Annotated in this window: 21 protein-coding genes; 3 read left to right on the top strand and 18 right to left on the bottom strand. The window is 46.0% G+C overall.

Annotated elements, in window-relative coordinates:
• Positions 1-4: 4 nt before the first annotated feature.
• On the top strand, positions 5-655 hold the full coding sequence (locus L6J37_RS19460; protein ID WP_237796272.1) for a lysophospholipid acyltransferase family protein: 651 nt from the start codon (positions 5-7) through the stop codon (positions 653-655).
• Positions 656-723: 68 nt separating this feature from the next.
• Here the strand turns inward: L6J37_RS19460 and L6J37_RS19455 are convergent, their stop codons facing one another.
• From L6J37_RS19455 to L6J37_RS19400, 11 genes are all read right to left on the bottom strand, one after another.
• Complete coding sequence (locus tag L6J37_RS19455) at positions 724-2,181, bottom strand: DEAD/DEAH box helicase (RefSeq protein WP_237796271.1); 1,458 nt, start codon at positions 2,179-2,181, stop codon at positions 724-726.
• 340 nt (positions 2,182-2,521) lie between these two features.
• Complete coding sequence (locus tag L6J37_RS21390) at positions 2,522-3,832, bottom strand: methyl-accepting chemotaxis protein (protein WP_192016777.1); 1,311 nt, start codon at positions 3,830-3,832, stop codon at positions 2,522-2,524.
• A gap of 391 nt (positions 3,833-4,223) precedes the next feature.
• The gene (locus L6J37_RS19440) at positions 4,224-4,589 is read right to left on the bottom strand and encodes a glyoxalase superfamily protein (RefSeq protein WP_192016778.1); all 366 of its coding nucleotides are present in this window, start codon (positions 4,587-4,589) and stop codon (positions 4,224-4,226) included.
• Between the two features lie 159 nt (positions 4,590-4,748).
• On the bottom strand, positions 4,749-5,117 hold the full coding sequence (locus tag L6J37_RS19435; protein WP_218387276.1) for an MmcQ/YjbR family DNA-binding protein: 369 nt from the start codon (positions 5,115-5,117) through the stop codon (positions 4,749-4,751).
• 84 nt (positions 5,118-5,201) lie between these two features.
• Positions 5,202-5,723, bottom strand: a complete 522-nt coding sequence (locus L6J37_RS19430; protein WP_237796270.1) for a GNAT family N-acetyltransferase — start codon at positions 5,721-5,723, stop codon at positions 5,202-5,204.
• 171 nt (positions 5,724-5,894) lie between these two features.
• Positions 5,895-7,154 (bottom strand): DegT/DnrJ/EryC1/StrS family aminotransferase, encoded by a 1,260-nt coding sequence (locus tag L6J37_RS19425; protein WP_237796269.1) that lies wholly within the window; start codon positions 7,152-7,154, stop codon positions 5,895-5,897.
• 12 nt (positions 7,155-7,166) lie between these two features.
• Positions 7,167-8,525, bottom strand: coding sequence for a hypothetical protein (locus L6J37_RS19420; protein WP_237796268.1), 1,359 nt, complete (start codon positions 8,523-8,525; stop codon positions 7,167-7,169).
• A gap of 37 nt (positions 8,526-8,562) precedes the next feature.
• Positions 8,563-9,753, bottom strand: coding sequence for a hypothetical protein (locus tag L6J37_RS19415; RefSeq protein WP_192016783.1), 1,191 nt, complete (start codon positions 9,751-9,753; stop codon positions 8,563-8,565).
• A 585-nt stretch (positions 9,754-10,338) separates the two neighbouring features.
• Entirely contained in the window at positions 10,339-11,859 is a 1,521-nt protein-coding gene (locus L6J37_RS19410; RefSeq protein WP_192016784.1) for a tripartite tricarboxylate transporter permease, read from the bottom strand.
• A gap of 9 nt (positions 11,860-11,868) precedes the next feature.
• The gene (locus L6J37_RS19405; RefSeq protein ID WP_218383253.1) at positions 11,869-12,339 is read right to left on the bottom strand and encodes a tripartite tricarboxylate transporter TctB family protein; all 471 of its coding nucleotides are present in this window, start codon (positions 12,337-12,339) and stop codon (positions 11,869-11,871) included.
• A 61-nt stretch (positions 12,340-12,400) separates the two neighbouring features.
• Positions 12,401-13,396 carry a Bug family tripartite tricarboxylate transporter substrate binding protein gene (locus L6J37_RS19400; protein WP_237796267.1) on the bottom strand — a complete coding sequence of 332 codons (996 nt, stop codon included), beginning with the start codon at positions 13,394-13,396 and terminating at the stop codon, positions 12,401-12,403.
• A 133-nt stretch (positions 13,397-13,529) separates the two neighbouring features.
• Here L6J37_RS19400 and L6J37_RS19395 point away from each other — a divergent pair, with 133 nt between their 5' ends.
• Entirely contained in the window at positions 13,530-14,201 is a 672-nt protein-coding gene (locus tag L6J37_RS19395) for a response regulator transcription factor (protein ID WP_218383252.1), read from the top strand.
• Complete coding sequence (locus tag L6J37_RS19390; protein WP_237796266.1) at positions 14,194-15,597, top strand: sensor histidine kinase; 1,404 nt, start codon at positions 14,194-14,196, stop codon at positions 15,595-15,597. The genes L6J37_RS19395 and L6J37_RS19390 overlap by 8 nt, the downstream gene beginning before the upstream one ends.
• A gap of 124 nt (positions 15,598-15,721) precedes the next feature.
• Here L6J37_RS19390 and L6J37_RS19385 read toward each other — a convergent pair whose 3' ends face one another.
• The 7 genes from L6J37_RS19385 to L6J37_RS19355 form a co-directional block, all read right to left on the bottom strand.
• A complete protein-coding gene (locus L6J37_RS19385; RefSeq protein ID WP_218383250.1) occupies positions 15,722-16,138 on the bottom strand; it encodes a putative signal transducing protein in 417 nt (138 codons plus the stop codon).
• A 62-nt stretch (positions 16,139-16,200) separates the two neighbouring features.
• Positions 16,201-16,554, bottom strand: a complete 354-nt coding sequence (locus L6J37_RS19380; protein ID WP_027253233.1) for a DUF1428 domain-containing protein — start codon at positions 16,552-16,554, stop codon at positions 16,201-16,203.
• A 16-nt stretch (positions 16,555-16,570) separates the two neighbouring features.
• On the bottom strand, positions 16,571-16,969 hold the full coding sequence (locus tag L6J37_RS19375; protein WP_237796285.1) for a YciI family protein: 399 nt from the start codon (positions 16,967-16,969) through the stop codon (positions 16,571-16,573).
• A 34-nt stretch (positions 16,970-17,003) separates the two neighbouring features.
• Entirely contained in the window at positions 17,004-17,855 is an 852-nt protein-coding gene (locus L6J37_RS19370) for a YciI family protein (protein WP_192016791.1), read from the bottom strand.
• Between the two features lie 131 nt (positions 17,856-17,986).
• The gene (locus L6J37_RS19365; RefSeq protein ID WP_237796264.1) at positions 17,987-19,264 is read right to left on the bottom strand and encodes an RNA polymerase sigma factor; all 1,278 of its coding nucleotides are present in this window, start codon (positions 19,262-19,264) and stop codon (positions 17,987-17,989) included.
• 61 nt (positions 19,265-19,325) lie between these two features.
• A complete protein-coding gene (locus tag L6J37_RS19360) occupies positions 19,326-20,018 on the bottom strand; it encodes an aspartate/glutamate racemase family protein (protein ID WP_192016793.1) in 693 nt (230 codons plus the stop codon).
• Between the two features lie 140 nt (positions 20,019-20,158).
• Positions 20,159-20,947 (bottom strand): acyloxyacyl hydrolase (locus L6J37_RS19355; protein ID WP_237796263.1); only part of this gene is annotated, 789 nt, incomplete at its 5' end.

Below are 20,947 nucleotides of genomic sequence, written 5' to 3'. Positions count from 1 at the left end.
TTCCATGGCTCACGTGCTCAAGGTGTTATTCATCCTCTTCATTGTTAAGCCGCTGGTATTTATTGGTCTTGGGCTGAACATCATCCAGCGGCAAAACCTGCCTGTAAATGGGCCGGTTGTGGTGGCAGCCAATCATAACAGCCATTTAGACACACTGGTGTTGCTGGCGCTGTTTCCCATTTCCATCGTCCATAAAGTTCGTCCGGTCGCCGCGGCGGATTACTTTCTGGCCAATAAAGTCGTTGCCTGGCTGTCGCTGAACGTCATTGGCATTATTCCGCTGAGGCGCTCGCCCTCACCCAGCCAGCGCGAAGCGGTATTACAGGAATGCCATCAGGCATTGGCACAAGGGGATATACTGATCATCTTCCCGGAAGGCAGCCGGGGCGAACCTGAAACCATGAGCGGTATTAAGAAAGGCATTTACCATTTAGTGAAAGATCATGATGGGTGCCCGGTTATCCCGGTTGTCATGCGCGGGCTGGGCCGTTCTTTACCCAGAGGCACCGCTATGTTTGTGCCATTTAACTGTGATGTGGTAATTGGTGAGCCGGTTAGTCATTTTGACGATGCCAACGATTTCGTCGATACCATGCAGGCCCGGTATCATGAGTTGGCCAAGCATTGTATTACGCAAACCAGTAACGAAAATTAATACCGGCTCAAAAGCAACAAGCCTGTCTCAGACAGGCTTGTTATCAGAGGTGAATCATCACAACGGCATTACGCCGATTGCGGGCGCGCTCTTTGACGCTGAGCAGGTCGCTTGTTGCCACCAGCTGCGTTACCCGCCTCAGAGCGTCCAGCACCATTCTTAGGGCTGCGCGACTGAGTATCACGTGTATTTTGCGCACCATTGCCTGCTTTGCCCGCACCGGTTTTATTTGCACCACCCGAGTGGCCATTTGTCCGACGCTTTGGCTTTTGCGCTGCATTACCGCTTGCATTGTGTCTCTCACCCTCACCATGACCTGAGCGAGATTTATTCGGCTTCTTAGGTTTCTTCGGTTTGATTGGACGCGAATCCAGCTTAGAGTCCGGTAACGTATTGCTCGGCTTGTAACCGTCCAATTCCATACGCGGCAACAGTTGCTGAATTAAACGCTCAATGCCAAATAACTCGTCTGCTTCCTGAGCACACACCAGCGAAATCGCTTTACCTGTTTCGCCCGCGCGGCCTGTACGCCCAATACGGTGAACATAATCTTCCGCCACATTAGGCAGCTCAAAGTTCACCACTTGTGGTAACTGAGGAATGTCGATACCGCGTGCAGCAATGTCTGTCGCCACTAATACGCGAATTTTGCCCGATTTAAAATCAGCCAGCGCTTTGGTTCGTGCGCCCTGACTCTTGTTACCGTGAATGGCCGCAGAAGCCAGCTTCTCTTCAGACAAAAATGCTGCCAGGCGGTTTGCACCGTGTTTAGTACGGGTAAACACCAAAACTTGCTGCCAGTCGCCATCCTTGATCAATTTGACCAGCATAGGCGCTTTCTTCTTCACATCGGCCGGATAGATACACTGCTCTACCGTTCTGGCAGTCGAGTTCGCGGTATTGACAGAAATTTCAACAGGGTTGTTTACCAGGCCTTTCGCCAGGCTGCGAATTTCTTCAGAGAACGTTGCTGAAAACAGCAGGTTCTGACGTTTCGCTGGAAGCAATTTGAGAATTTTTTGAATATCGCGGATGAAACCCATATCGAGCATACGGTCGGCTTCATCCAGCACCAGGACTTCCAGCTGATCAAATTTCACTGCGTTTTGGTTGAACAAATCCATCAGACGCCCTGGTGTTGCCACCAGAATATCTGCGCCTTTGCGCAAACGCATCATCTGCGGATTAATCTTTACCCCACCAAACACCACAGCACTGCTCAACGGCAGATGGCGGCTGTAGACAGACACGCTTTCCTGCACCTGTGCTGCCAGCTCGCGCGTCGGCGTTAAGATAAGCGCACGCACTTGGTTACTGCGAACCTGCGGGCCCTGATAAAGACGTTCAAGAATCGGTAATGTAAAGCCAGCGGTTTTACCTGTTCCCGTCTGAGCTGCAGCCATGACGTCTTTTCCATCTAACACAGCTGGAATAGCTTGTGCTTGAATTGGTGAGGGAGTGTCGTATCCTTTTTCTTGAATAGCTTTCAGGATTGGCGCAGAAAGACCTATCGAGGCAAAACCCATATATGATTCTCAATTGTTAATGATGTGAATGTTCGCCTAACTCTCTGACGGCGAAAAGTCCGACATTCTGAGGCTTTCACTCCCTGGTAGCAACCTATAATTGTGATTTGTTTCGTGTCAGGTTGAGAGAAGAGAGTCTGAACAGATACATATTCGCAACGAAAACCCGCGATAACTTGTCAGAAGTTCATCAAAAAATCAGGAAAGCTCAATAGCCAGAATGAAACCTGGGTGCCATTTCTTCAGTACGTTCATAATGAAGAGATAGCACCTTCAGGCCAGAACTCACACACTTCCAGCAATATCTGTCAGATAGCACTGAACCTAATCTTCTTCATTGCTATAGCTGTTTGGTAAAGCTACCAACCGCCATATCCACTTTCTCGGCCCCTTTGCGAATATCACTCATCATTTGCCCAGCTTTGTTTGACAAAGAGAGTGTTTCAGATGCCTGAGACAAGCCCTGTTCAATCAAGTGAACAGCATTCCCTGTTAAGGTTAAATTCTCAGATACCACAGTAACAATTTCTTCAGTGGTCTGGCTTGTCCTTGAAGCGAGTTGACGGACTTCATCAGCAACAACGGCAAAACCACGTCCCTGTTCACCAGCTCTGGCCGCTTCAATGGCAGCATTCAGCGCCAGAAGGTTAGTTTGCGCCGCTATCCCATTAATACTGCTAACCAACTCGTTAATTTTCTGAGATTGCTCATACAGTGCTTGAATGCCTGCATTCGCTTTTTCCATCACTTTTGTTAACTCTTCCATTTTTTCTATGGTTGAATCAATAACTTGTTTGCCTTGCGTAGTCTGCTGACCAGTCTCTGTCGAGACTTCATGAGCAATGTCAGCGGCTTGCGCAATCGCAATCTCACGATTAATTTGATCAGTAATCACGGTGGCAAATTTGACGACTTTATATAACTCACCATGCGCGTTATATATGGGATTGTAGGACGCTTCTAACCAAGCGACATTCCCATAACTGTCGATACGTTTAAACCGGTCAGAGACAAACTCCCCTTGTCCCAGCCTTTGCCAAAACGCACGATATTCAGGAGAGTTGGCTTCTGAACTCTCACAAAAAATGCGATGATGCTGCCCGACAATTTTCGATTTGTCATAACCCATAGACGCCAGAAAGTTGCTATTAGCATCAATAATAATACCGTCTAACGTGAACTCAATGACTGCCGTAGAACGGTTCAAAGCATTAATAAGATCCTCTTGCTCCCGGGACCTTGTAATGGTTCTGGTAAGCTCAGAGGCGTAAATAACAATATGCTTAATACCGCCGCTTGCAGAAAAAATGGGTTGAAGGATAGCTCTCAACCAAACCTCTTCACCATTACCTTTTAAAATTTGCAAGGCACCATTCCAGTGCTTCCGCTGCCTGATGGCATCAGACATCAAATGAAAGTGACGAGTGTCCCGCGCCTGCAGAGGAACTAAATCAGCAATATGCTTACCTTTAATTTCTTCCAGAGGCAACAAAATATCATTTTTAAACAATGCGTTAGCTGAAATTACATTCCCACCCTCGTCCAGAGTCAGTCGAAGCATATCAGACTCTATACTTTCTTTAACTTGCGATAATGCATATAGCTCTGCTTTCAGCTCATGGTTTTGTTGCTTCATTTTTCTGAAAAACATATCACTTGTCCTGCGAATCTTGTCATGGGTGAGTGAAGTAAAATTAGGGATGATACAAAAAAACCAGAACAATCGCTCTGGTTAAGAATGACACTGTTATTGTTTTGATACGAGACATAGCCTGCCGTCAATTAGTCTACCCGATTGTCAACGTGAGATCACACACTTTGAGCATTAACGTAAACCAGTGCTTTTAACACATTTTATCAAATGTTACTTCTTTGGTAATTTTTACCAGTTAAGATACTAACATTGAGTTCAAATGCTTTGAATATGTATGCTGGCCCAAAAAGCGGGACAGGCATTGGGCACGAAATGGCTCCCTATCCACCAGCCATTTTAAGGAGCTAGATGTTTAATAAACTGAATACAACTGGCTAACATGTGCCCGTTATAAATGAGCCGCACCATTGAATACAATCCGGTTAGAAAAAGGATCTGTCACAGTAAAGCACCTCGCCCCCCAGGGTGCATCTTCAATGTTTGGCTTGTTATATTTATAAGGTTTTGACGTGATATCTGAAAATAATGAGTCCAGTTCACGGACATTAACAAAAACTTTACTTCCAGGTGTACAGTCGCCCGAATGCTCACTAAGATGAAGAACAAAATCTCCCTTAGACACTTGCATGTAAATCGGAAAACCTTCTTCAAAACGGTGTTCCCAATCCAGTTCCATGCCCAAAAAACCCAAATAAAACTCTTTCGCTTTATCCTCATCAAATATCCTAATAACGGGTATTGTCTGACATTTCATAGCCCTGATCCCTTCTCAGTTTCATAGGTATCAATTATCAACCGTTCATTCATTTTCGGTACACCATTTCTCAATATCAACCGCAGCTTTCAGAATGCTCACACTAAAGCCGTTAGTTAACGAGCGAAGGCTTCAAGTGCTTTGTTCTGACTCACTTTTTTAATCATCCTGATTAAGACCGAACTCTTTTTGTTTTTTCTTACTTAACCCTAAAGACACAATACGGTATGACTCTTTGAGGTAATATCTTAACGCTTCATCTTTTGTCTTGACGGTATCAACCTGCTGAATCCACTTCATACCCCGCGAGGCCAGGTATGGCGCGGGTCTGAATCCAGGCTCATCTTTTAGAATATTAAAATTGAGTTCAGAGGCTTTGAAAGTGTATGCAGGCTCGCCGGGTTCCCCCCAGCCACCTATCGCGAAGACCTTGCCACCCACTTTCCAGACATGGGCGCCTCCCCACTGTACGACGTATGTCGTTGCAGGCAAAGAACGGCAAAATGCATTGTATTCATCATATGTCACAGGAAGAATCCTTTTCATTCATCATCGATGGTGCCGCTTCCCTTGACCATCCTGCCACTCATTATGATCAAAGCCAATGACCCCTTAAAACATATACCCCAGCCAATCTAACTGCCCGGACTCCCAGTGTTTACCGCTAATGGGCTTAATAAAAATATCATCAAGATGCTCAAAGGCGACACCGAAATTTTTATGCTCATGCAACCTTAGCCAGGCACTTGGCGCATGTATCTGCCTGAAGCCATTATTAGAATAAAATTCAGTCAGATCAGAGACTAAAATAATGAAGTCGACATCCCGACTCTTCGAATATTCGCTGAGCTCAGACAACATAGCCGACCCGATACCTTGCCCCTGATGCGTTTTGGCTACGCAAAAATCGATAACACCAAGCACCTTAAATACGCATCCTCCAACCCCAATAACACGATAGTCCAGTCCCAGGTAGCCCACTAACCTTTTATCTTTGTATTTCAGCGCACGCATATGCGGTAACTGTTTGTAATAAGAACGGGCAACTTGATGATCGGGAAATGCATCATTTCGAAGCGCTGTTATCGCGGTATGCTCATCGCTTGTTATGTCTAACTCAGGTTTGATTTTCACAGTTTGCTCCTTAAAGACAGGCGAACATGATCATTATGTTACAGACACAGAGAATTTTTTTGTCGGTCTATCTGAAAGTTAAGACAGTATTGGCAAAAAAAAACGCCCCCGCTAATGCGGAGGCGGTGCTCATTTGAACAGCCATCTCATCAAAAATTATTTTGCGCCGGGTTACTTTTTATAATGCTCGTACACTTTATTAAACGCAGTTGCGAATTTTTCCATGTGCTGCTCTGAATAAACAGGGTGGGTATGGAACACTATCGAGCTGTCTCCCAGTTGTCTGGCCGCCTGGCAGTCCGTTAATGTGTAATCAATCTGCCGGTGGGCCGGGTCGTTAAACGGGTAATTATTCGTGCCAAACCCATTTTGTTTCTGGAATGCATCTTCATTATAAACTTCTGGCCAGGGTACCGGATAACCTGGCACACCTTCAGCATCAATAGCCTTGGTAAACGTCTTGATGTCACAACTGAGCTGGCTCATATCCAGAACAAACGGCGCCCACCAGAAAGCGTTACCACGTATTTCATCATCAGCCGGTGCATGCTTAACTAATGGGTGTTCCTTCAATAACACTGTCAGGAAGCGGCCATTACGGATTCGCTGTTCCAATGCAGTTGCCTTGAAACGGGATAACTCCCTGATACCAATGGCAGACTGAATTTCTGTCATCCGATAGTTAAAGCCAACCTGAGTATGGATATAAGGCAATTTCTGCGAGATTTCAAACAGACCCAACCTTTTAGCTACGTCGTAACCGTGATCGCGGAACGAGCGGCATTTCCAGACCAGATCTTCTGAGTTGACGTACACTGCACCGCCTTCACCGCCTGTTGTAATGTGCTTGCTCTGACAAAAACTGAAGCAACCGGCATCACCAATGGTACCCAGGTAAGCCCCTTTGTATTTGGCTCCCAATGCCTGAGCACAATCTTCAATGACCTTTAAATCATACTTTCTGGCGATGGTCATGATAGCGTCCATATCGGTCGGTACCCCGAATGTGTGCACAACCACTATGGCTTTGGTTTTATCGCTGATTTTGCTCTCTACCGACTTGGGGTCAAGGGTATGCGTATGATCAACATCGGCAAATACAGGTAGCGCACCCGCTTGCAAAATAGAAAATGCGGTAGCAATAAAGGTATAGGACTGACAAATCACTTCATCACCCGAACCAATACCCAGTGCGGAAAAAGCCGTATGTAGGGCTGACGTACCATTGGTAGTGGTGACGACATAACCATCGCCCAGATAGGCCGCTAAGTCCTTTTCAAAGGCCATTCCACGCTTACCGGTCCAATAATTAATTTCACCGGTTTTTAAGATGGCTTCAATATCATCCATCACAGATAAATCCAGACTTGGCCAGGCTGGCAATGCCTCTGGAATGACAGGGCTACCGCCCAGAATCGCGAGTTTATTCATAATTATTCCTGCTTAAAGATGTGATGCAAGCCAACGGGACAACGAGCATATGGTTAAGGCCGGATTGGCAATGCCCAGACGAGGAAAAGCACCAGGCCCAATGGCATACACGCCCGGCATGGCGGTTAATTCCAAATCGTCAGTTAAAGCAATATCACCGGTTCCGCCTATAGGGTGCGTACAGCTTTCGTGCTCATACGAACCGTAAGGGAAGATAAACCGCGTATATACGTTGGATTGTTCCGTTTCACTCAGCGCTGCCAGCGCCTGCTCTATCTCGGTACTTTCTGTCGATCCGAAAAAAGCACCCGACTGTTCTGTCGGAGTGTCAAACAACGGCACTAATTCTGCGCTTAACTGCTCACTGGCAAATTCAACAATGCGCCTGGCGACGCGGTTGTAATTTTCAATTCCTGTCTCTGAATGGTGCGAGTTAATGTCCAGCCTTGTCTGGCCCTGACTGTAATGACAATGGAGCTGGCTGAATTCAGACTGATGCGGGTTTTGCTCAACCACGGCCATCAATAACAAAATGCGATCTCCGCTATCGAGATTCGGTCGCTCCACCACAAAGATGTTGGCATTCAGATCATGATGCTCGCTGAAACCATGCCACAACATTTCATGGCGGTATTGAGCAATGCGTTCACCCTGACCAATCTTAACGGCAATACCAATACAGTAATGATCGGTAACCTGTGCTGTGGTGGATTTTTCCAGCGATGTGGAAATAATCTTGTTGTTCACCAAAGCCGATGCCGACAAAATACATTTGTCGAACGGTAACGGATTCACAGTCCGCCCTTCCTGATCGATAAGAAAAAAACCTTCCGGTTTCTTTTCTACCTTGGCGACAGTCGCTCTTTCAATTCGGATCACCCCATCCCTGATAAAGGGTTCAAGCTGATATAAAGGACTGTATGACGAAAATACTGCATTCTCGCCGACAATCGCAGCCTGAGGCGCATGAATTAGAGGTATGCCAACCTGTTGTTGCCTGGTCATTTCAGGATATTTACCGGTAAATTCCTTCTGCAACTGGCGATACAACCCTTCAGGGCCATTCAAGCGCTGTTGCCAAACCTCGGGCCAGCTTGCCAGAGCCTGCGGTTCAAGCGGCAGCATGACCCCGTGATAACACAGCGAACGCCCTCCCAAACGCTCACTGATTCCACCAATGGCCCAATGTTCATCCGCCGTCCAGTGCACTTTCTTTTCATCGCCTTGCAAAGCACGGGTATCGAAATGCACATGTTCTTTACGCAAATCCGGTCCGGCTTCATAAATCACAATCTTATTGCCCTGAATGGCGGAATAAAGCGCAAACTCAAGGCCAGACAGTCCCCCTCCGACTACACAAAACGTCGACATTTTCTCTCCTTAATGAAATTCCCTTTCGGGCAAAAAATTACCGTCTGTCAGCCAGGTATAAAATGGTCAACCCTAACAAACCAACAGCCGATGAAATAAATATTGTCATGCCGATATCAAAGAAATAATTACCCAAGAAGTAGACAACAGATGAGACCGAAGACGATACAAAGAATGAGATCGACAGCAACGAACTGCCAACACCCGGCCTTCCTTCAGCCAGCGATTGCAAAAATCCGATAGGGATACTGATCAGACATGCCGCACCCAACGCTATCAAAGGAATTAACAGATAAACATGAACGACATTCTGCGTCACAGACAACAGCATGGTAGATAATGAAAATATTACCGCACCCATGATTATCACACTGGATGTTTTCTTTTTCTGAGCTGTCTTAGACCAATAAAAAATAAAGAAAACCTCAAACACAGCAATACCAGCTTCAAATATCCCGATATCGGAATACTCCCCCTTCACCTGATTGACAATAATAAAAGGCACAGTCGCATCTAAGGTAAACAGCATGTTGGTAACAAGCGATACGCTTATCAGTTTAATTATATTCGAAGCATGGAATACTTTAGAGATAGGTTCGGAAGACAACATGGATTTATGGCTTTCATTGACAAAGCTTTCTTTAAAGTACAAGGTGAAGATCAGGCAGCACATAATGCCAGAGAACAACCAGATAAATATAAGCTGTTCTTTTTGAAGCGCTAACATGCCAATCATACCAAGAGTTAACACATACCCCATTGAGTAGGTTGAGCGCAATGCCGCATTCTCATTGTGCGCATTATCAGCACCATCCACATTGCGCTTCGCCGCGGCATACCCAAAAATCAATGAGTTAAGCACACAAAATACTGGCAATAGTAAGCAATTAGCTAAAAAGTACGTATACTCGTTCGGCCAGACATAAAGCGCAACATTTCCAAACACACCACAAATACTGCAAATAATAATATACTTTACAAAACTACCTTCTTTATCTGATCGCATACCAAAGTAAATACTAAAGAAGGTAATGACTACTCCAGACAGTAGAATCACTAAACTGTAGTAAATCTCCTGCAGGCCAATAACATCGACACCGAAAATATTCTTATACGGATTCACAGCAGCATTTGCGCTGGCAAACAATAAAATGGCAAATACCTGTTTATTCATAAACAGAGAAACAGGCGAATCCGAACGACCGAACGATTTTAAAATATTGAACATATAAAGCCTTTGTGTCGCACGCTCTGATAAGAGCATGGTCAATTAAGGTGTGACTCTGAAATCCTGACAATTAATCGATAAGTCAGTTGGCGGGAGATTAAACACAAGAATATGTTTTTTATATCATCAAAAGAACTTCTCTCGAGTCACTTAATACTATTTAAAGAAACAAGCAGAACTCAACATTTGAAAGCGTGATCAAGAGTAGACACGAAAAAAGCAATAAATAAAATATAACTCTTTAACTGATTTACCTCAACAACAAACCCTCCAAGAAACCATCAATGGAAGTGACAATAATCTGCTCACCAGAAAGATATGGCTACTTTATACCAAGAACAATAACACTGTTCGATCAGCCCATTAAAGATAGAGTTATCAGTAAATTCATTTGCAAACAAGCGCCATTAACCATGTGCTTTTTCACAGAGAAAAAAAACAGGACAGACAGGCATAGGAAGGAGGAATATCAGAAGGGAAATCAGGACAGACACAATGAAGCCACCGTCAGCACATTGTGCGGACTTGTCCAAGCAAGACACCTTCCCGAAATGAAGGTGTCTTGCTTAATTAGACAAATCAAGCCTATGAAATTTGCTCGTTTGATGGCTGACTCGCTCTGCGGGTCAGTAGTCCAGTAAGTTTGGAGCCAAACAATGACAACATCAGTAAGCTGATGATCAGCAGTGTTATAGGCCTCTCAAACACATAACTTAGCTCACCACCGCTAATCTGATAAGTGTGCAGTAAATTACTTTCAGCCATTCCACCCAGCAAGATCCCAATCACTGCAGCCGGAACAGAGTAATTCAATCGGCTAAATACCCAGCCAACGATGGAAAATACCAACACAGTGATTGGGCCGGAGATATTTCCCGTCAAACCAAAGGAACCAAATACAGCCATTGAGAGCACCGATGGAATAAGAATATTCATTGGCACTTTAACTATGTTGGCAAGTAGAGGAATGAACATCAGTCCCAAAGCGACCAATAGCAACACTTGGCCGAAATTAGCAATAATAATGGCGTATACAATATCGGTTTCTTCACGGATAAACTGAGGACCACCAGTAATATTGTGCATCGCGAAAGCCGCAAGCATAACTGCTGTTGCTCCTCCCCCAGGAATACCTAATGCCAAGAGTGTTGCCATCGAGCCAGCTTCAGACGTTGAATTCGCAGATTCCGCTGCGACCACACCTTTTGGATTACCTTGCCCGTAGCTTTCCGGATCCTTATCATGACGTTTGGTTTCTACATAAGAGAGTAGATTTGAGACCGAAGAGCCAACCCCCGGCACTGCTCCGACAAATACGCCAATCAAGCTACCACGTAGCATGACTTTAGGATGCCTGAATGCGTGCTTGAAACCACTTAAGATTTGACGAATACTCACCTTGCGCGCCGATTCATCCGCTATCAGGTATTGGGTATTGACTAACTTAAAGAGTTCAGATGCTGCGAACATTCCCATCATGGCAGGTATTACAGGGACGCCATCAAGCAGATATTCATTACCTAATGTGCCGCGTGCTACCCCGACTTCACTAAAGCCAATGGTACCTATAAGCAGGCCAACCATACCGGACAACAAGCCCTTCAGAATAAAATCACCTTTTAAGCTGGCAATCAGCGTCATTCCCCACAAGATGACGAAAAACATTTCTGAAGGTCCAAGTTTGAGTACCATCCCGGAGATGGGTTCTATCAACATAAATAGAATAAGGTAACCAAATAGCACTCCAAAACATGATGCACCTAAAGCGACTCCCAGTGCCTTGTTATGCTCTCCTTTTCTAGCCATCGGATAACCATCAAATGCTGTCGCAATGGCTGATGAGGTACCGGGAATGTTCATGAGGATAGCGGGGATACCACTGCCAAATGAGCCACCCGTGAATATAGCCGTGAGGAAAAGCATGGCTTCCAGGAAACTCATATACAGTGTTGCAGGTAAAAAGATGGCCATCGCCATCGAAATCTGTAGCCCCGGAATGGCACCAAATATGAGGCCAATAATAATACCCGGAAAAACATACAGCCACGGGCCAACGGACGTAAATAATAATTCACTACCCGCTGAAATAGCAGAAAAATCAAGCATCTCGTTCTCCTAGTAGTCAGTGGGTAGCAAGGTCATTGGCATAGGATATGGCAACATTTGAGCGAAAAATGTTGACATCAGTAACCCGAAAACAACGCTATAGCCAATAATCCATACAAGGCGGCGTTCTTTTTGAATCAACAAAAAGCAGCCAACAAACAGCGTCGTTGCAATATCAAACCCTATCGTTTCCAGCGACAGAACATAAACGGCAAAGAGACCTATGATAGGCAGTACCGATTTCAAATCGTCATGACTATTACTTCCGGGTTCCGGCTTGCATTGTTTTTTATTATCAAGCCGTTGGCGTGTAAGTTCCAGAATGCAAAGTATCAAGGAAATTAACGTAATAGGCGTAATTAGAATTAGATTTTCCGCCGTTGAAGATGCTTGGTAAGCATCCCATGAGTACCAGCATACAAACAGAGCCAATACGATGACTACAACGAAGTCGGCAGAGCGTTGACTTAACAATCTCACATAGCCTCCAGTGAAAAAGACTGGTTAGCTTGGCACTAACCAGTAGATGATGTTAAATAGATTAATCGAGTAAATACTTGTAGGTTTTAAAGGTTTCGTAGTTCTCAACCATCATACTTGTCGAACGTTCTGGACCAACCCAGACTCCACCGATGTCGTTTGACTTCAATAACGTTTGAACATCTTTTCGTGCCAGCGTGCTTTCGAATGCTTGTGCTAACTGTTTGTAGCGCTCTGGATATTTGTTCTTGAACTCATTTGTGACGGCAAAGCCACGCATCGATCCGGTCAATACTGGCACCTCAATTCCAAGCGGTTTCAGAGCTTCATTTACTGTCGGCGCATCCCAACGGTCACTTGGCTTATCACGAACAACAGCAACCGGGCGCAAGAACTCGCGAATACCTTCACTGCCTTGAGCACTAATAACGATAAAGTCTACCTGGCCACCAGCCACAGCAGAGCGCGCTTGACCACCACTATTGAAGGTCACAAGGTTGAGGTTTTCTTGAGGAATGCCGTTTTTCTCCAGTAACAATTTGGCCATCAGGTGTCCTCCAGAGCCTTGTACTACAGCAGCTTTCACTGATTTGGGGTTCTCTTTGATTGCTGTAAGTAAGCTGGATAGATCCTGATACGGCGTATCTTTGTTTACCGCAATAAGCTCGAAATCAAACCACTGAAAGTTCATATATGAAAAGTCATTAATTGTGTAGCTCGCGTTACCTTTCAGAATTGTGTTGGGTAGATAGGGAGAAAAAGTCGACGCGAAAACGGTGTAGCCATCATCTGGACGATTCAACACATAGTTTGCAGCAAGCTGAGTGCCGGCACCTTTCTTGTTGATCACTTTAACCGGTTGGCCTAACTCTTCGGCGAGAAAGCTGGACATGGTACGTGCTATGCGATCGGCACTCCCACCAACACCAAAACCCACAACAAAGTTCACGGGTTTCTTTGGATAATTGTCAGCAAGTGCGATTTGCGGAAGTAAAATAGAGAGTGTTAGCCCTGTCACAGCTGAAAGCTTTAGGATTACCTTGTTGAGAGTATTCATTTTACCCTTCCTTAGAAATAGTTATATTGATGTTAACCTCTTGTTTACATCTGAAACTCTAACCTCACATACTGTCACCAACCTTGCACATGTGGCAGATATGCGCTTTTAAATCAGAAATTTGAAGTAGCTCATGCGGATACTAATCGTTGAAGACAGCGTCGTTATCGCTGAAGGATTACATAATTTACTTGTAGAACAAGGTTTTGTGGTTGATGTTTTTCATTCGGGAGAACAAGCTTCTCATGTAATCCTAACCCAAAAATTTGATCTGCTTTTGCTCGATTTAGGGCTTCCAGACTGTGAAGGGCTGCAAATTTTGCGCAGCTTACGTCAGAAAAAAAGCAACCTTCCTGTACTGATAATCTCCGCTCGTGCAGCTCTTGATGAGCGAATCCTAGGATTGAATGAAGGCGCGGATGACTATCTTTGTAAGCCCTTTGAACCAGAGGAGGTCGTTGCACGCGTCCATGCACTCCTGCGCCGCGCTTCATCAAGAGTGAGTAACATTATCGAACATGGCGCGTTGACATTTGATGTGATCAATAAGGCTGTGACTTTTTACGGCAATGAAGTTGTACTACATCGCCGTGAAGTATCCGTGCTCGAATGTCTGTTATCGAATGTCGAGCGAGTGGTAAGTAAGCCGAAAATCGTACAACGCATATCCTCTTTTGATGAGGAGTTGAGCGAAACGGCTATTGAGACATACATATCACGACTTAGAAAAAAATTCTCTCCCGACCTGAATATCCGTACCGTTAGAGGACTCGGCTATATGTTGGAGAAGCCATCCCGTGATTAACTTTCATTCTCTGTCACAACGATTGTATCTCGCTATAACCAGCGCGCTTATCATATTTACAGGGCTTATTTTTTTTATAAGTACCTGGGTGTTGAAAGATAAGACGGAACGTCTGTACGACAACATGATGATCGCCGTCAGTAAAAATCTTGATGATAAACTTTATGTAAAAGACGATAAGCTTAAAATCGATATGGATTATTTCTCCATAGATACTTTAAGCGATACACATAGTGAGAAAATTTCTTATCGAATCGTAGCGCCAAACGGAGATCTGTTAGCAGGTTTCGATGGCTTATCGCTGGCAGATAAGAAAGGTTATCCTACCGTGTTTTATCATACCATTTACGCTGGCACAGAACTTCGGGCGGTTCAATATACATCCAAAACACCTCTCGGTGACGCACTCATCGTTGTGGCAGAATCCAATCAGGGCAGACATACCACAATATCCGGGCTCCGGAAACAGATAGCTTTTGCTGCTGTACTGATATGTATCGGGACACTGATTCTCGTGGCCTTTATTGTTCAGAAAGGGCTTCATCCACTGAGCAGGTTACAGAAAGAGATCAGGATGCGGTCAGAGGCCAATCTCGATCCTATTGAAACCGATGTTCCACCAGAGGTCGAAGCTTTAGTCCAATCACTAAATAATTTAATGGCACGACTGCAGCGCAGCATTAAGATCAGTCATAATTTTAATTCCGACCTATCGCATCAGCTACGCACTCCTTTAGCAGAAATGAAAATGCAGCTCGCCATGTATCGCCGCGATTTTCAAATCGAAAAATTGAATGACGTAGACCGTAATATCACATTAATGACCCGGTTGACCGAACAGATGCTGCATTATGTTAAAGCGCAGAATAGCACTGTTTCTAATAAATATTGGTCATGCTTAGATCTCGTCGAGTTTTGTCGAAATTTCTGTGAGAAGTATGCCCCAATGGTATTCAGCCAAGGTCAAGCAATTGCCTTTGAAACAAAGATAGAGTCAGCAGTTTGTCGAATAGACGAGGCTCTATTAGAAAGTGCTTTACTTAACCTTATAGAGAACGCTCTTAAATACGGTAAATCACACCAGGGAGAAGGAGAAATTGTATTAAAGCTGACATCTGGCAATGACAGCCTGTCACTGTCTGTTACCGACCAAGGTAGCGGCGTTTGCGACCAGGATCTTGAGTCTATGCTTGAAAGAAAGGTGCGCCTTGATCGCTCTAAACAAGGCTTTGGCCTTGGTTTAGCCATCGTTAAGCAAGTCGCTGAAATGCATGGTGGGCAGCTAGAAATAACTAACGCCTCACCCAGAGGACTTTGTATCACTTTATCGGGACTGAAGATTAACCAGGCTCCATCGACAAAGCCTTTAGAGTGTCGTTTGGTTCAGGCTGAGTGAAACTATCAGGACAGACACCAGATGCAGCGATTAATTGCTGTTCGCAATGTGCAGCTTGTCACCGGCGTAGTATTAATGAGTAGGAGAATAAACACTCTTTATAACAAGGCACTCTGCCGCTGGCTCAAAGCTTTTCAGTGAACTCGCCACAAGCTTCGCATTGATAGCCATGGCGGTAAAAAAACAAGGGAAAGCCCAGTAAAAGGAAAACGACAAAAGCGGATCGTTTTCCTTTTGTGTACGGCAGTAAATCATGACTACCACAACGCGGACAGGCATCCGCTTCTCCGGTGAAGATATGACTGTCCTCGACAGCTTGAGACTCAACAGCTTGTGAGAAGTCGCAGCTCAAAATATCACGAGCTTGTTCAGCCTGTTGTTTCGCGACCATCAGGCGCACGCCACCCATCGCATTGGAATACAGCCACTGTACATTCACTGTATGCTCGTCAGCCAGATGGCTATGAATACCGGCAGCCTCAAGGCTGGCTTTCGCAATATGCGCTTCGTGGGGAAACGAAAAACGGGCAACAACAATCATGCGTTTTTCCTTGTGGTTAACCAGACTGAGCGGTGCATGTCAGCACCGCGTTTCTACAGTCTCTAGCAATCTACAATAGTTTCGAACCCGCCATAAATAAGGCGCTTGCCATCAAACGGCATGGGGTTCAGATTCTGATCACAGATAGGATCTTTCATAAACAGAGCCATGCCTTCGTCTCGTGCCGCTTTTGAAGGCCATTGGATCCATGAAAACACCACTGTCTCACTGTCTTTACATTTAACTGCCATAGGAAAAGACGTGACTTCGCCATCTGGTATATCATCGCCCCATGTTTCGACCACACGCTCGGCGCCGTATTTTTTAAAGACCTGTGCGGCCTCTGCGGCATGTTGTCGGTATTCTTCTCGTTTGTCTGTTGGCACAGCGCAAACAAAGCCATCAACGTAACTCATGATCTTTCTCCTCTGCCTATGGTGCGTTACGCACCTCTGTGTCTTGATAACTCACGTTATTTTCGCCCTGCAACTCGCGTACCGGACGAATTTCTACGCTGCCGTAGCGTGCAGGCGGGATCTTACTGGCCATCTGAATCGCTTCGTTCAGATCCCTGACATCCAACAGGTAGAAACCTGCCAGCTGTTCTTTGGTTTCAGCAAACGGGCCGTCCGTAATGTCCACCTTGCCATTTCGAACACGTAACGTGGTTGCCGCCTGGACAGACAGCAGCGCCTCGCCTCCGATCATATAGTCACGCGACCGCAGGGATTCACCGCAATCGATACACTCACGGTTGAGCGCATCCCACTCATCTTGCGTCAGCGTCTTCATTACTGATTCGTCGTAGTAGACCAAAGCTACATATTTCATCACCCTGATACTCCTGTCTGATTTCAGAAGCCTGCTACTGCTGGCTGTCGTCGCCTGGTAACATCACCATCCAGCCCATGCCAAACTTATCCGTTACCTGGCCATATAAAGGTGACCAGAAGGTTTTATCCAGCGGCATACGAACCGAACCACCGTCTGCCAGTGCATCAAATACACGACGCGCTTCCGCTTCGGAGTCAATCGTTAATGCCAGATTGAACCCGGTAAACGGCCCCTCGTCACCACAGCCGTCTGAGGCAAAAAGTGTCATGTTTCCGACCGTAAATTCGCAGTGCATCACCTTGTTTTCAAAGCCGGGAGGTAACATACCCTCGGGCACAGGATCCGGACTTTCATTGAACCGAAATAGCATGACCACACTGGCGCCTAGGTGTTTCTGGTAATATTGCAGCGCCTCATCACAGCAGCCAGAGAAAAACAGATAGCAGTGTGATTGCGCTTGTTGCATCGCAAGTGTTTGCCTTAACTGAGTTTCTTGTGCACGAGCCGATCCGTCGCTGTCGATCTCAGCAAAATCGTCCATTTCATAAAAAGGGCGGATTTCAATGTCGGACGCTTCTTCCATCGGGTTGGGACATTTTTTAACCCATTCAACGGCTTCGTCCATTGAGCTGACGTTCCAGACCCAATAACCGGCCACTAACTCATTGGTTTCGGCAAATGGCCCTTTAGTCACGGTACGCTCACTGCCCTTAAAACGTACGCGAATGCCTTCACTGCTGGGTTTTAAACCGTCGCCCGATGCCATGACACCGGCTTTCACCAGAGTTTCGTTGAACTCGCCCATGGCCAGTAACAATTCCTGGGTTGGCATCTTGCCGGCTTCCGAACTTTCACTGGCTTTCACAATTACCATGACTTTCATTGTGCTTCTCCTATCTGTGTATTCAGGTTGATTTAAGAGCGGCTTCTTTTTGCTCTCTACACAATAGTCGAGTGAAGCTTTAGCAAATCGACAACCGATGAAAATTTTTTGATCTTTTGACAGGTAACTATTTAAGGTGTTGTCAGCAGTGCCAGTTTTCGTCTGAGAATACGCTGTTCCGGGGCTTGCTGAACCAGGCTCAGAGCGTGCTCAAATGCAGAGATAGCTTCTTGCACCCGACCGGCACGGCTGAGCAATTCGCCATAGGTCGCATAGGTGAGGTGATAGGTTTGGAGGACTTTTTGTTCAAGCAGATTTTCAACGATCTCGATCCCTGCCTGCGGACCATCACGCATCGCCACGGCGACAGCCCGATTAAGTTCAATGACTGGCGAGGGTGCTACTTGAAGCAGCAGGGAATAAAGTGACACTATCTGGGCCCAATCCGTACTGGCCATATCCGCCGCCTGGGCGTGAACCGCCGCAATCGCGGCCTGTAATGTGTAATAGCCAATATTTCTGGTTTCCAGAGCACTCTGTACTAAGGCAATCCCCTCTTGTATCAGAACGGCATCCCACAACCTGCGATCCTGATCTTCCAGCAATACAATATCGCCTTGCTGATCCGTTCGGGCACCTCGGCGGGATTCATTGAGCAGCATGAGCGCCAGCAGGCCAGACACTTCAGCATCGGGCAGCAAGGATCTCACTAAACGCGCCAAACGAATGGCTTCCGCCGTCAGCTCGGAACGTGTGACACGCTCCCCCGCCGACGCAGAGTAGCCTTCGTTATAGACCAGATAGATGACAGACAACACAGATTCAATTCTATCCGGCAACTCAGTTTTTGAAGGCAGTTGAAAGGGAATGTTCGCTTCGCGGATTTTTGCCTTACCCCGCACAATGCGCTGGGCCATGGTGGATGGCGACGTCAGAAAGGCGCTGGCAATTTCTTCAGTAGTCAAACCACACACTTCCCTCAGCGTCAGCGCCACCTGCACTTTGGCGTCAATGGCCGGATGACAGCAGGTAAAGATCAACCTCAGTTGATCGTCTTCAATCACCTGATCATCCAATTCAAATGGATTTTCAGTGTCAGTACGGATAAAGGATGTGTCATTGAGAGCATCGAACAGCTCTGAGACAATCTCGACTTGCCGTTTTTGCCGGCGCAGATGATCGATGGCTTTGAAGCGTCCGACAGACACCAGCCAGGCGCTGGGGTTATCAGGAATCCCCTCTTTCGGCCACTGAGTTAACGCCGTGCTGAACGCATCGTGCAAAGCCTCTTCTGCGAGATTAAAGTCACCCAGCAAACGAATTAAGCTCGCATACACTTTACGGGCCTCGTTGCGATACAGATTCTCTATATTGCTTTGTACCGCTTGGCTTGTTACAGGTGATTTCATTCGTCTCTCTCGCGCTGTTCGGTTTCCTCTGAGCCGTCTGAAGCTGGCGGTTTGCAGCACTTCACGACATAGCCCACTCCACGGCTTTGGCGGCATGGATGGCCGTCGTGTCGTACAGAGGGATACCAGCATGCTCCTGAGAGATTAACATGCCTATTTCAGTGCACCCCAAAATAACAGCATCAACACCAGCCAGCTCTAATTCATTGACTATACGAATATACTCATGACGAGATGTCGCATTAATATTACCCAGGCAAAGTTCGTTATAAATGATGTCATGAACCAGCTTTCGATCTTTTTCGCTGGGTATGACAACCTCAAGACCGTACTTTTCCGACAAACGATCTTTATAGAAAGATTGCTCCATTGTAAAAGCGGTGCCTAATAGACCCACCTTGCTGATCCCGTCTTTTACGAGCTCTTCACCAGTGGCATCAGCAATATGAAGCAGGGGAATCCTGATGCTCTGCTCTACCTCTGGGGCAACTTTATGCATGGTATTCGTGCAGATCAACACGAAGTCGGCCCCCGCAGATTCTACACTTTTTGCCGCATCAACCAGTATCTCAGCCGCACCTGTCCAGTTGCCACTGTGCTGTAATTTTTCAATAGGAGCAAAATCAACACTATGAAGAAGGATTTTAGCTGAGTGGAGACCACCCAACGTATTTTTTACACCTTGGTTAATTTTCCGATAGTACCCGATCGTACTTTCCCAACTCATTCCGCCTATCAATCCAATTGTCTTCATGCGCTCTCACCGCTCCCTGAATATAGTCCTGCATATACAAATACGCGGACAGACACAACAAATGAATCACTCAGCCTGTTTAACGTGCCTGTCCTTGTTAGCACCGTATAACATGTCTGTCCCTGTAATCCCGCAAGCAATCAAAACCGATAGCTCAATTCAATCATGTGGAAATCAGCCCCTGTTGTATCAGATCCATTCACACCAGCATCGGAATAATGAAGAAAACGATAGCCTAACCCCAGATTGTTAAACAGCGGCACACCAACGCCAAAAGTCAGGGCAAACTGGAAAGGCCCGCCATAATCTTGCACTCCGAAGCGATACTTACTGAATAGTGCCCCACCGGCTCCTAAATCCAGCGTAAACCTGCCGTTTTCACTGCCCAGGGTCAATTCGGGGATAGCAGAGACAACAAAAGCATTTCCCCCGGTCGCCTGCAGCATTCCGGCACTCACCATCAAGCGCGTGCCCATTCCCCAACCTGAAGTTGAATAATCCTGCCATGGTAAGCTGAAATTCGCCGCCACGTCATACACCTCAAAATCCTCCGGCGCATCATCCCCAAGTAATGTCTGCTCTGAAACACGGGCGCGAATACTAAGACTCTGTAATTTCAGCTCTTCCGGGTAGCTCTGGCTGGAGGAGAAAAGGCAACAAAGGGCAATCAACACCCGTCTGAGCGACATTAAATGGCGGTGAGAACCGATCACAGATCTACCAGGACAGACATCAGTTCTACAAGGACAGACAGGTGAAGAAAAAAACAACTTCATCAATTTCATGAGATTCTGACCCAGATCCCCACTTCGTGATTTGCTCCTTTTTCCGGCCAGCACAGACGTATACTGTATATTCATCCAGTTCAATTGTTGTGACTCCCAATGACGACAGCACGCAGCCAACTTATCAGTATAGAAGCTACGCCC

This window comes from Photobacterium sp. WH77 (assembly GCF_022014395.1).
GTDB lineage: Bacteria > Pseudomonadota > Gammaproteobacteria > Enterobacterales > Vibrionaceae > Photobacterium > Photobacterium arenosum.
The sequence above is the reverse complement of the archived record's forward strand: the minus strand, read 5'-3'. Positions and strand labels throughout refer to the sequence as shown.